The organism is Bacillus siamensis KCTC 13613 (assembly GCF_000262045.1).
Taxonomy (GTDB): domain Bacteria; phylum Bacillota; class Bacilli; order Bacillales; family Bacillaceae; genus Bacillus; species Bacillus siamensis.
This window is the reverse complement of the sequence record NZ_AJVF01000013.1, coordinates 579,099-591,322: the sequence shown is the minus strand read 5'-3', so window position 1 is coordinate 591,322 and position 12,224 is coordinate 579,099. Positions and strand designations below refer to the sequence as shown.

General features: G+C 45.8%; 12 protein-coding genes and 1 riboswitch. Of the genes, 6 read left to right on the top strand and 6 right to left on the bottom strand.

Annotated elements, in window-relative coordinates; all coding sequences use genetic code 11:
- Positions 1-195 carry an alpha/beta-type small acid-soluble spore protein gene (locus Y79_RS0103060; protein ID WP_013352019.1) on the bottom strand — a complete coding sequence of 65 codons (195 nt, stop codon included), beginning with the start codon at positions 193-195 and terminating at the stop codon, positions 1-3.
- 135 nt (positions 196-330) lie between these two features.
- The gene (locus Y79_RS0103055; protein WP_016936370.1) at positions 331-1,032 is read right to left on the bottom strand and encodes a DUF1836 domain-containing protein; all 702 of its coding nucleotides are present in this window, start codon (positions 1,030-1,032) and stop codon (positions 331-333) included.
- Positions 1,033-1,180: 148 nt separating this feature from the next.
- Between Y79_RS0103055 and htpX the strand changes: the two genes are divergently transcribed.
- From htpX to Y79_RS1000000121135, 4 genes are all read left to right on the top strand, one after another.
- A complete protein-coding gene (htpX, locus tag Y79_RS0103050; protein WP_016936369.1) occupies positions 1,181-2,074 on the top strand; it encodes a protease HtpX in 894 nt (297 codons plus the stop codon).
- Positions 2,075-2,232: 158 nt separating this feature from the next.
- Complete coding sequence (locus Y79_RS0103045) at positions 2,233-3,585, top strand: TrkH family potassium uptake protein (RefSeq protein ID WP_016936368.1); 1,353 nt, start codon at positions 2,233-2,235, stop codon at positions 3,583-3,585.
- A 96-nt stretch (positions 3,586-3,681) separates the two neighbouring features.
- Positions 3,682-4,356 (top strand): DUF421 domain-containing protein, encoded by a 675-nt coding sequence (locus tag Y79_RS0103040; RefSeq protein ID WP_016936367.1) that lies wholly within the window; start codon positions 3,682-3,684, stop codon positions 4,354-4,356.
- A gap of 31 nt (positions 4,357-4,387) precedes the next feature.
- On the top strand, positions 4,388-4,528 hold the full coding sequence (locus Y79_RS1000000121135; RefSeq protein WP_095240833.1) for a hypothetical protein: 141 nt from the start codon (positions 4,388-4,390) through the stop codon (positions 4,526-4,528).
- A gap of 41 nt (positions 4,529-4,569) precedes the next feature.
- Here Y79_RS1000000121135 and Y79_RS0103030 read toward each other — a convergent pair whose 3' ends face one another.
- Positions 4,570-5,592, bottom strand: a complete 1,023-nt coding sequence (locus Y79_RS0103030) for an acyltransferase family protein (RefSeq protein WP_016936365.1) — start codon at positions 5,590-5,592, stop codon at positions 4,570-4,572.
- Positions 5,593-5,847: 255 nt separating this feature from the next.
- Between Y79_RS0103030 and Y79_RS0103025 the strand changes: the two genes are divergently transcribed.
- A complete protein-coding gene (locus Y79_RS0103025) occupies positions 5,848-8,067 on the top strand; it encodes a PAS domain-containing sensor histidine kinase (RefSeq protein ID WP_016936364.1) in 2,220 nt (739 codons plus the stop codon).
- Complete coding sequence (locus tag Y79_RS0103020) at positions 8,064-8,561, top strand: methylated-DNA--[protein]-cysteine S-methyltransferase (RefSeq protein ID WP_016936363.1); 498 nt, start codon at positions 8,064-8,066, stop codon at positions 8,559-8,561. Before Y79_RS0103025 ends, Y79_RS0103020 begins: the two co-directional genes overlap by 4 nt.
- Positions 8,562-8,802: 241 nt before the next feature.
- Here the strand turns inward: Y79_RS0103020 and mtnA are convergent, their stop codons facing one another.
- From mtnA to Y79_RS0103000, 3 genes are all read right to left on the bottom strand, one after another.
- On the bottom strand, positions 8,803-9,864 hold the full coding sequence (gene mtnA / locus Y79_RS0103010; RefSeq protein WP_016936361.1) for an S-methyl-5-thioribose-1-phosphate isomerase: 1,062 nt from the start codon (positions 9,862-9,864) through the stop codon (positions 8,803-8,805).
- Positions 9,865-9,870: 6 nt separating this feature from the next.
- The gene (gene mtnK / locus Y79_RS0103005) at positions 9,871-11,055 is read right to left on the bottom strand and encodes an S-methyl-5-thioribose kinase (RefSeq protein WP_016936360.1); all 1,185 of its coding nucleotides are present in this window, start codon (positions 11,053-11,055) and stop codon (positions 9,871-9,873) included.
- A 109-nt stretch (positions 11,056-11,164) separates the two neighbouring features.
- Positions 11,165-11,319: riboswitch (SAM riboswitch) on the bottom strand.
- Between the two features lie 92 nt (positions 11,320-11,411).
- On the bottom strand, positions 11,412-12,191 hold the full coding sequence (locus tag Y79_RS0103000; RefSeq protein ID WP_016936359.1) for a carbon-nitrogen family hydrolase: 780 nt from the start codon (positions 12,189-12,191) through the stop codon (positions 11,412-11,414).
- Between the last annotated feature and the right edge of the window lie 33 nt (positions 12,192-12,224).

Genomic DNA, 12,224 nt, shown 5'->3' with positions numbered 1-12,224 from the left:
TTATTGAGTTTTGCCGTTTAATTGTGATTGAGCCTGCTGTACAAGCCGCTTTGTCATTTCCCCGCCTACAGAGCCGTTTGCGCGTGCTGCTGTATCAGAGCTAAGGTTCACGCCGAATTCTTGAGCCACTTCGTATTTAAATTGGTCAAGTGCCTGCTCAGCCCCTGGAACTAAGAGTTTATTTCTGCTCGCCATCTTTTTCATCTCCTTTTCTCTGGCAAGATGTTTTTACGCGTTTTAGTTTCAAACGGAACGGTATTGATTATGCTGGCAATTGTTGTGCACCTGAAAAAACCCCGGCGCAGACACCGGGGCAAAAAAACGTATGAATTATAATAAATGGCTGGTCATTTTGTAGGCGGAGGCTTGGATATGGAAAGTCAAAACGGAGAGCACGGTAACCGCGAGTATGGCCCTGATATTGTTCCATTGCCCGCTTTCGAGTTCTTGAAAGCAGCCTCTGAGCTTGTCCGTCTGCTGTTCAACAAGCTCCTGCAGGCTCGTTTCCTTCATCGGCGGGTTTGTCTTATGATGAAGATAATCAATTACCTGGGCGCAGCTCTCATAATAGCTGATCGGGCTGATGACGTCATCTGATCTGTCGGTGATCGTGTTAAAAGCGATTTTTAATATGGCGCGTATATGTTCGAAGTCATAAATTGATTTTAAATCACGTACAATGAGAAGGATGACAGCTTGTTCAATTGTATATTTTTTTCCGAGTAAAGGGTGTCCGATTAAATCTTTAATATCGCGCTTCACCCAGTTTTGAACAGCGGTTGATTTTAAAGACGTCAGCTCGCACAGGTTTCCCAGCTCGACAATCTCGTTTGTTGAAAGCCCGTATTCCTTTTTCTCTTTTTTTCGTTCGAATCTCGTCAGAAATTCAGGGATGTGCAGCCGGCTTTCCGCTTCATCCAATGTCATGTCCGCTGATTGCAGTAAGATTTGGAGAGGGGTTGCGTCTCCTTGGCCTTTTAACGCGTAAAGAAGCCGCACCATATCGGTTCGGGTCAGTTTAAACGTGTTCATAATTCACCTCTGATTGATTACGTGTTCACTTTCTTATATCACTGAGAATTACATTAACATCATACGTCGAAATTGTTGCATTTTCAAACAGATCATTTATAATTTAATTAAATAAGTTCTTTTGATCTTAAAAAAGACGGAGGTAATTATGGCGAAAAGAATATTTCTGTTTATTTTAACGAACCTTTTGGTCATTACGACAATCGGAATTGTGCTTACGATTATTACAAGCGTTACCGGTGTCGGCTCGTATATACAAAATGGCCGCGTCGATCTGATGGCATTGCTCGTGTTCAGTCTTGTCGTCGGTTTTGTCGGTTCTTTTATTTCTCTCGGTATGTCCAGATGGATGGCAAAAACGATGATGGGCGTCCGGGTGTTAAATCCGAAGAAGCAGTCACTCAGCTATGAAGAGCAGCAATTGGTTGACCGTGTACACAGATTGTCCCGTGCAGCGGGGATGACAAAAATGCCTGAGGTCGGCATTTATCATTCACCTGAGGTTAATGCCTTTGCGACCGGGCCTTCTAAGCGCCGCTCGCTTGTCGCAGTTTCCTCAGGTTTATTACAGCAGATGGATGATGCTGCGGTGGAAGGGGTTCTTGCCCATGAAGTCGCACACATTACAAACGGTGACATGGTCACGATGACGCTGCTTCAGGGAATCGTCAATACGTTCGTCGTATTCCTTTCCCGTATCGCTGCATGGATTGCGAGCCGCTTTGTCAAAGAAGATCTCGCGCCGGTCGTGCATTTTATCGCGATAATCGTGTTTCAGATTATTTTTTCCATTCTCGGCAGTCTTGTCGTCTTCGCATACTCGCGTCATAGAGAGTTCCACGCTGACCGCGGCGGTGCCGACCTTGCCGGAAAGGATAAAATGATTCACGCCCTGCGTACGCTGAAGTCTTATACGGGACATGTGAATGAAGAGGACCAGACGGCGGTGCAGACGTTAAAAATTAACGGCAAAAAGCATTCGTCACTGTTCTCCACACACCCTGATCTGGATGAGCGCATCCGCAGGCTGGAAGCCAAATAATCAACAAAACCTCTGACAATCGTTTCAGAGGTTTTTTGTTTAAAGATCGGCAAATTACATAAGGTAATGAAAAATCTTTCTAAAAAGCCCTTTAAAAAATCTCCCAATATCATTAGAATAATTACGTACTACATTTGAGAGGCAGAAGGAACTATCTTATGAAATTAAAGCTGAAGAAATTCATACAGGTTTTGTCGCCTGCACAGCTGATCGCGTTATATTATTTTCTTGCTGTGACGGTGGCATTTATTTTGTTAAGTCTTCCGGCCGCCCACAAACAAGGGGCCAGCTGGTCGTTTATAGACGCGCTGTTTACGGCGGTCAGCTCAGTCAGTGTCACCGGTTTAACGGTCGTCAACACGGCTGACACGTTCAGTACGGCCGGAATTGTCATTTTGGCTTTCGTGCTGCAATTCGGCGGAATCGGCATTATGACGCTCGGAACATTCGTCTGGCTCATTATGGGCAAACGGATCGGTTTGCGGGAACGGAAGCTCATTATGGTGGACCAGAATCAATCGCAGTTTTCCGGTATCGTCAACTTGATGAAGCAAGTGCTGTTTTTGATTTTATTAATCGAGTTTTTAGGCGGCATCATTTTAGGAACATATTTTTTAACGTACTATGATTCGTTTGAACAGGCGTACTTGCACGGCTTCTTTGCAAGCGTCAGCGCCACGACAAACGGCGGTTTTGATATTACGGGAAATTCACTCGTTCCGTTCAGGCATGACTATTTCGTGCAGTTTATTACGATGCTTCTGATTGTTTTCGGTGCGATCGGGTTTCCGGTGCTCGTAGAAGTGAAGGACTTTTTGTTTTCAAAACAGCGCAGATACTCATTTACGCTGTTCACGAAAATCACGACCGTAACGTTCGGACTGCTCGTTTTGTTCGGGTCTGTCGGAATATACGCGCTTGAAGCCAGCCATGTCATGAAGGGAAAAAGCTGGCATGATGTTTTATTTTTATGTCTCTTTCAATCAACCGCTACGAGAAGCGGCGGGCTTGCGACGATTGATATCAGCCAGCTGTCCGCGCCGACATTATTTTTCATTTGCGCCCTTATGTTCATCGGCGCATCGCCGAGCTCGGTCGGCGGCGGAATCCGTACGACGACATTCGCGCTCAATCTTCTTGCCCTGTTTCATTTTGCCCGCGGAAATAAAGCGGTCAAGGTCTTTAAGCGTGAGCTTCATCAGGCTGATGTCATAAAGTCGCTGGTTGTTACGATGATGGCGATTCTGCTCGTGTTTGGGTCAACGCTGATTTTGGCAGTGACGGAGAAAAATCAGACGCTGCTGGGCCTGCTGTTTGAAGTTTGTTCCGCTTTCGGAACGACCGGGCTTTCGCTGGGAATCACTCCGCATTTAAGCGACATCGGAAAATGCGTGATCATGGTGGTCATGTTTATCGGCCGAATCGGTATTTTGACGTTCCTTTATTTAATCGGCAGAAAAGAAATCGAAGCAAATTATCACTATCCGAAGGAAAGAATCATTATCGGCTGACACCGCTTTTTGAAAAGCGGTGTTTTTTTATTACCGGAAAATGGATGGGTGGAAACTGTTTTGTTGGAGATTCTAATTCGTAAAGAGGTGACGTCATTGCTTGCCGTTTTTTGGAAATCTTTGATTATGATAGCTGTCGGTACCTTTTTATTGCGAATTGCCGGACGGAAATCGATCAGCCAGCTGTCGGTGACTCAGACGGTCATCATGATTTCCATCGGCTCGATTATTATTCAGCCGTTTATTGAACATAATTTATGGGAAACCATTTTCGCGGCGTCGATTTTTATCGCAGTACTGATTCTGATGGAATATTTAGAAATCAAATCAAACTTTTTTGAGTTTTTGTTTTCGGGGAAAACCGTCGCCGTTGTCAGAGACGGAAAAGTCATCCCGGAAAATTTAAAAAAGATGCGTTTCACCGAGGCGCAGCTCTCCATGCGGATCAGGCAGGAAGGCCTTGGGGACATAGAGGATTTTAAATATGTGCTGCTTGAGCCGAACGGACAGATCGGCTATGAGCTCATTGATGATGCCAAAAATGTGACAGTGCGCGACCTTAAAAAAATGTTTGATGAATTCAAAACAGATCTGCAGACAGAAGGAGGAAATCAAATGAAACGAAAAGCAGCGAAGAACGAAGCTTTGACCAACAACAATACACCGACTGAGAGCATGGATAAAGATGCATACAAAACACAATATGACGGCGATCCCGGACTGAGAGGGGCAAACCGCAAATCAAAGCACGGCAGACAAGGGGGCGAATAATGTGACGAAAACAAACCGGCACAGCAAAGACATGCAAAATCATAAAAAGCCGATGGACCCTAAATTGCTTGAAGAAGAATTTTCAAGTGAGCTCGGAGATTATAACGCCGGAAAATGGATTGAAACGCTTGAACAGACGAAGCCAAAGAAAAAAGAAGACGGCAAAAAATAAAAAATACCTCTTAGGCGATAACGCTTAAGAGGTATTTCACATTATTTCGAATAAGCCCCGTTCCTTGTTCCTTTAATCGCTTCAAGCCAGCCGGTAATCCGCAATTCAATAAACGGCTGTGCGGCCGTTTTCACCGCATTGCTGGAGAGAATGGACGTGAGGGCGGCCGTTAAAATCAAGAGCATGACCAAATTCTGGTAATCAGACAGATGATCTTCAAGCCCGATCTGCCGCAGCGTTTTTATAATGAATCCATGCAGCAGATAGACGTAAAACGTTCTCGTCCCCCACTTCGTAAAGAAATAACGCTTTTGCGGAACGAGCGCCAAAAAGCTGAAGGTGGCGGCAAAGGCCAATACATACCAGCCGATCCGCGACAGACCGCTCAAAAGCGTCACTGTGCCGAATGTAGAATAAGGCTCCGATCCGAACAGCCACGAGTAATCAAAATCAATGCACCAGCATAAGAGGAAAACAATGCCCAGTACGCCCGCGGCAATCTGCCTGCCCCTTTTAGCCCGAAGTAAATCAAAGTGCTGTTTCTTCAAATAAAACCCGACGAGGAACATCGGAAGAAAGACAAACGTCCGTGAAAGACTCAGCGTGCTGCTGACGAAATCGAGATACCCGATCATGACGGCAAGCCCGCAGCTTGCCCCAAGCGCCCACATTTTCGGCAGCTTCGTAAAGGGATACAGCAGCAGATTCCAAAAGAATAAGCTGACTAAAAACCAGAGAGACCACTGCGGATCAATCGGATTGACGCTCGTCATGCTTTCATCCTGAATCAAATAGTAAAAAACCGAGTAGATGCCCTGAAAAATCAGGTACGGAATAATCAGCTTCACAGCCAGCTTTTTTACATAACCTTTCCGCTTAAAGTTTTTTGCGAAGTAGCCGGAAACCAGAATAAAGGCCGGCATATGAAAAGTATAAATGAATTTGTAGAGATGGAGCATAAACTCATTTCCGTTAATAAATGACCGGAGGATATGGCCGAACACCACCAGAAAAATCAAGATAAACTTGGCGTTGTCAAAATAACTGTCTCGCGATTTTGTCATAGCATCACCTTCTCTTCAAAAATCATCCACTGCATGATTATTTCCTGATGATGTTCATTTTAAAATAAAAAACAAAAAATTGAAGGAGGAAAAAAGGGATTGTTAGGATGATGTAACGGGGAGGTAAGGATCGTAGAAAAAGACTCTAACTTGTCATATCATTGAAATTTTCTGAAATGTATAGGGCGAATGAAGGAAGATGAGGTATTTTGTAGAAATATTGAAGGATAGGTTTTTGAAGAAGGAGTGTACTGAATGGCTGAAACTCTGGATTTGCAGACAAAGGAGTCGCTGAAAGAGCAGCTGAAGCGGCTGAAGGAGGAAAATGACCGCCTGAAGAGTGATTTGAACCGGTATCATGTGATTATGAATAACACGCTTGATGCCATTTTTATATGCCATAAGGAAATGAAAATCGTCCAGGCGAACGAGGCCGCGGCCCGGATGATGCAGATTGAGGCAGAGAGCCTCATGAACCGCTCCGTTCTGGACTTTTTATATTCCGTGCCTCAGGAAGAACTGAATAAGGCCGTGAAAAAATTTTTGAAAAAAGGCTATCTGTGGAAAGAGGTGCCGATTAAGCTTGACAGCGGCGCGACAAAATACATTGAATTCCTCGCCAGAGACGGAATTGGGGAGGATTATTTTTTTGTGGTAATGAGGGATATCTCCTCTAAAAAAATCTTAGAGCGTGAATTCTCCATGAACGAGCAGCTGTTCAAAGATTTGTTTGACAGAGCTGTCGACGGCATCGTGCTGTTTGATAAGGACGGCGGTTTTATTGATGCGAACCTCTCTTTTTGCAAAAGCTTTGAGATCGGCCAGAATGAACTGTCCCATCTGTCGCTCCGCCATTTTACCGACGGAGAAAACAAAAAGCACCTGAAAGAAATCTGGGACACCCTCCGGAGAAAAGGAAACGCCAAAGGAGAACTGCCGGTCAAGCTTCGGTCGGGCGAGGAGAAGCTGTTTGAGTTTACGATTACGTCCAACTTAATCAGCGGGTTTTACATGTCTATTATGAGAGACATAACGGAGAAACGGTCGATGGAATTGAAACTTTTTAAAAGCGAAGAGCGCTTCCGCGAAATCTTTGAAAACGCCATGGACGCGATTGTCATTTGGTCTGATGACGGAAAAATCGCCAAAGCAAACGAGTCGGCGTGCCGCATTTTCGAGCTGCCGATGGATAAGCTGGTGGAGACGAATTTATGTACGTTTATTGTTGATCCGCAGAAAAAATACAAGCAGATTAAGAAGAAATATGAAAAATACGGGGAAATCCGGGAAGAGATGCTGTTTCAAATGGCAAACGGCCAATACAAAGAGCTTGAGTTCACATCAAAACGAACCATACTCGAAGGTCAGCATTTAACCATTTTAAGAAATGTCAGCGATCGTAAGCGGATGGAAAAAGAATTGCGGGAAAGCGAGCTGAAGTTCAGAAAAGTATTCAACGGCTCAATGGACGGAAAAGTCTTGTTTGACAACCAATTCTGCATAATTGACGCGAATCCTCTCGCAAGCCGTATACTCGGCATGCCCGATGATGAGCTGAGAGCGCATACCGTTCCGGATATTCTTTCTTTATTTGAAATTGAAAACGCGGGTGTACCCGCCAAAAAGATCGATCTGGAAGGAATGGATAATGAAATCCCCTTCCTGTTAAGCAGCAGTGACAGCCGCAAATTGGAATTTTCCTTCAAAAGGAATATCATTCAAAATATGAACCTGGCCATCTTTAAAGATGTCACCGAGGCCAAAGAGCTTGAGGAGAGGCTGCGGAAATCTGACACTCTTCACGTCGTAGGGGAGCTGGCGGCCGGCATCGCCCACGAAATCAGAAATCCGATGACGGCGCTGAAAGGGTTCATTCAGCTTCTGCAAGGAAGCATTGAAGGCGAATATTCCCTGTACTTTAACGTCATTACCTCAGAATTAAAACGCATCGAGTCTATCATTACCGAATTTTTAATTTTAGCGAAACCTCAGGCAATATTATATGAAGAAAAAGACGTGACGCAGATTATGAAAGACACGGCTGATCTCTTGAATGCCCAGGCCAATCTTGTCAATGTGCAGATCCATTTGAACCAGAACGGGAACATCCCGCCGATTTACTGTGAGCCGAATCAATTAAAACAGGTGTTTATCAATATTTTAAAAAACGCCATTGAAGTCATGCCGGGCGGCGGCAATATCTACGTGACGATCCAGCCTTCTGATAAAGACCACATTCTGATATCCCTTCAAGATGAAGGAACAGGCATTTCTGAAGATAAATTAAAACGTCTGGGCGAGCCATTCTACACGACAAAAGACAGGGGGACGGGTCTCGGTCTCATGGTCAGTTATAAAATCATCGAAGAGCATCAGGGCCGCATTCATGTGGAAAGTGAAGAAGGGAAGGGAACGGTTTTTCATTTGACGCTTCCGATCCGGCAGAATACCGAAGAAAGAAGGAGCGGCGAATGATCTGCTTTACAAGTGTGAAAGCACCGTTTGGAACGGTCAGTCTGACGGAGGAAGAGGGCTTTATTACCGGCCTGTTTCTCACCGGGGAAGATTTTGAGGAGTGGCGGAAAGATACGCCCGGCGTGAAATTTTGCGAAACCGATGTGCTGTCGGAGGCGAAACAGCAGCTGACATCATATTTTTCCGGAGAGAGAAAGCATTTCTCTCTGCCTCTGAAACAACAAGGCACACTCTTTCAGGAAAAGGTATGGAACGCGCTGGCGATGATTCCTTACGGTGAATCACGAAGCTATGGTGATGTAGCTGAAGCTATCGGCAAGCCGAACGCGGTGCGCGCCATCGGACAGGCCAATAAACGCAACCGGCTGCCGATTTTTGTCCCGTGCCATCGGGTAATCGGCAAAAACAGCGCCTTAACGGGATACGCGGGCACGAAGACGGATGTGAAAGCGGCGCTGCTGAACATCGAACAAATATCCTATAAAGAAAAATAAAGCATATGGCACGTTCCGTTTTTTCACGCCCGACATATCATTTTATTAAGTGAAAAAAGTTGGTCTGATGAAAAAGGAGGACGAAGCCTGATGAAAATGAGCCGTCCGCAAAAGATAGCCGGTTATGCAGAGCTGTTTTTTAAAATGCATCTGATTTCAGCCGCCCAAAAAGATGAAGTGCTGACATTATGCAGACAAAAAAACCGCTGACATTGCCTGAGGCAACATCATCAGCGGTTTTTCAGCTCAGCTGGCAGTCTGCGAATAATTGTTCAATTTCTTCCGTGTAAGAACCCGTCACAATTCCTTTCTCGGTGATAATGCCTGAAATCAGGCTGCCCGGTGTGATGTCAAAGGCCGGATTGAAGACCGGCACATCTTCGGGAGCGGTGCGTATGCCGGAGATTTGTCTGACTTCATCCGGATCTCTTTCTTCAATCGGAATCTGATCGCCGTTTTCAATCTGCAAGTCAAAGGTCGAAAGCGGTGCGGCCACAAAAAACGGAATCTGAAAGGCGTTTGCCAAGATCGCGAGGCCGTACGTTCCGATTTTGTTGGCCGTATCTCCGTTTTTAGCAATTCTGTCAGCGCCGACAATGACTGCTGAAATCTGTTTTTCCTTCATTGTATGGGCGGCCATGCTGTCAGTAATGAGCGTGACATCAATCCCGCCCTGCATCAGCTCCCACGCCGTCAGCCGCGATCCTTGGAGAACGGGCCTTGTTTCACATGCGTAAATATGAAGGCCGAGGTCTTTTTGTTTCGCTAAGTAAAAGGGAGCAAGCGCCGTACCGTACCGGCTTGTGGCAATTGAACCCGCATTGCAGATGGTCATGATCTGGTCGCCTTTTTTAAAAAGGTGCAGCGCATTTTGGCCGATCATCCGGCATGTTTCTTCATCTTCAACCTGAATTTGAATGGCTTCATGAACGAGCGTTGTCTTCGCTTCATTGATTGAGATTGCATTCCTGATGGAATCCGTCAGTCTGTCAAGCGCCCAAGCGAGATTGACGGCAGTCGGTCTTGAGCTGTTTAAATATGCTTTGACATCGGCCAGCTGACGGCGGAAATCAGAAAGATCGCGTGTTTCAAACGATTTGGCGGCAAGCGCGAGTCCGAACGCCGCAGTTATACCGATGGCCGGAGCGCCCCTTACTTTCAGTGTGACAATCGCGTCGAATACATCTTCCTTTGTTTCAAGATCCGCATACTCAGTGACATCAGGGAGCTTTTGCTGATTTAAAATGCGGATGTGTGTTTCTTTCCATTCCACGGAACGGGGGATGGCAAATTCATTTGTCATGCTGCATCATTCCTTTACACGGAGCTTAAATTGATCCAGAACCTCAGTGATATGCTTCAGTTCTTTTCTGTTTTCGATATAATAGGCGCCGATTTCAAGCGCCAGCTTCTTCCGTTCAATTCGTTTATCAAACGGAGTGATTTCATCCAAGTCAGCCACATGGGCGAGCCCGATCGTGCGCCGGATCAGTTCGCATCCCGCAAAACCGACCGCTTCCTCAAACGCGTTTTTCAGTGTATCTTCCAGCAGGTGTCTGCAGGAAGGCAGGCAGTCTTTCTCCCATGCTTCACTGAATGTTTTTACAAATGTGTCCCATACGGCGGAGGTGTGGTCATATAATGGCTGTCTGTCGTCACCGTCCCGGCTGAGGGCGTTTAACAGCAGATTTGCAATAAATTGGCCGATGTCAAAGCCGATCGGTCCGAAGAAAGCAAACTCGGGATCAATGACCTTTGTTTCATGTTCATTGGCGAAGATGCTTCCCGTATGCAGATCGCCGTGAACCAATGTTTCCGCGGAATTCAGAAAGACGGCTTTCAATTCATCAGCGCCTTCTTTCAGGCGGGAATTGTTCCAAATTTTTTCTGCGTATGGGCGCAGCTCCTCTTCAAAATCGTTTGTTTCATGGTCGAGAAACGGTTCTGTAAACACAAGCCTTTCTGTAATATTGCAAAGTTCGGGATTTGTAAACTGCTTTGCGAGCTGCTGTTTTACTTTCGCATCAAGCGCATAATCGGATGAGTAAAAGAGCGTTTTTCCCAGAAATTCACCGATATGGGCTGATAAATTCGGATAATGTTTTCCTTCCATCAGTCCTTTTCTTGAGATCTTCAGATGCGAAAGGTCTTCCATTACCGTGACCGCCATTTCAGTATCGGAATAGTAAACGGCCGGAACGAGATGGGGCACGTGTTCGCCCTGGCGGATGAGGGCGCTGCTTTCGATTCTCGCCCGGTCAATCGTAAGCGGCCAGCTTTCCCCGACGATTTTCGCGTAAGGAATCGCCTGTTTGATAATCAGTCCCTTTTTGTTTTCTTTATCGAAAACGTGAAAGACGTAATTTAAATTGCCGTCGCCGATTTCACGGCATGTGAGAGTGCTTTTGCTTTGAAATAAGCCGAGCTTCACAGCTAACGCTGCGGCGGAGCTTTCCGTTAATTGTTCATAAAGACTTGTTTTAGTTGCAGACATGGATTTACCCTCCAATTATGTAGTGGCAGTAAGAGATCGTGACGGAGAATACGCCCGAAAAAAAGCCTCCTTCTCTGAAAGAGAAGGAGGCCGAAACAGTGCAGTCCGCCTCTTATCTCTCAGATAACATCTGATGGAATTAGCACCGTGCCCTATGAGACAATCGTCTCGGCGCAAAATGTACGCGCCCCATTTCACAATGGAATTACGGTCGGTTGCTGTTGGGGTCAAAAGGCCAATCCCTCGCCCAACTCTCGATAAGAGAAAAATATATTGATTTGTATCACAATTCGGATTAATCAGTTGATGAAAATATTAGCAGGTGCCGGATATTCTTGTCAACATTTTTTTGAAAATTAATATAAATCACGCCGCAAATCTTTGAAAACCGGGATGGTCTCGCGTACGGACGCGCTTTCTGAAACATCGATTTCCGCCCGGACTGCGCCTTCCGTCCGATCTCCTTCGGCTAAAATCCGGCCCCACGGGTCAATAATCAGGCTGTGGCCGGCAAATTCATTATCGGGATTTGACCCCGTGCAGTTAGAGGCTGCGACAAAACATTGGTTTTCAATGGCTCTGGCGACAAGCAGACTCCGCCAATGATCGAGGCGGGGAAGAGGCCATTCAGCAGAGATAAACAGGACATTCGCTCCTTGGGACGTATGTTTTCTGATCCATTCGGGGAAACGGATATCATAGCAGATCAGCCCGGCGCACTTGACACCGTCAAACTCAAAGGAACCGTCACTGTTTCCTGCTGTCAGATACAGATGTTCGCCCATCAGCTGAAACAGATGGGCTTTCTGATAGCGCTTCACGATCTGCCCGCTGTTATCGGCGATGTACATAGTGTTATAGACATTTTCGCCTTCTTTGACCGCAAAAGATCCGGCAACGAGGTGTACGTTGTATGCTTTGGCCGTTTTTTTAAGCCATTGTTCCGAAACTTCGCCGTTTTCATCCGCCAGCTGGTCAAGCCGTGTGAGATCATAGCCGGTCGTCCACAGCTCAGGAAGCACGATGACATCAGCATGACGGCTTTCTTGCTCAATCAAAGATTCTGCTTTTTTGAAGTTTTCTGAAGGATTTCCGTATGAAATATCAAATTGCAAACAGGAAACGGTCCATTTCATTTTTTATACACCTCAAGTTTCTCTTTACTTTTT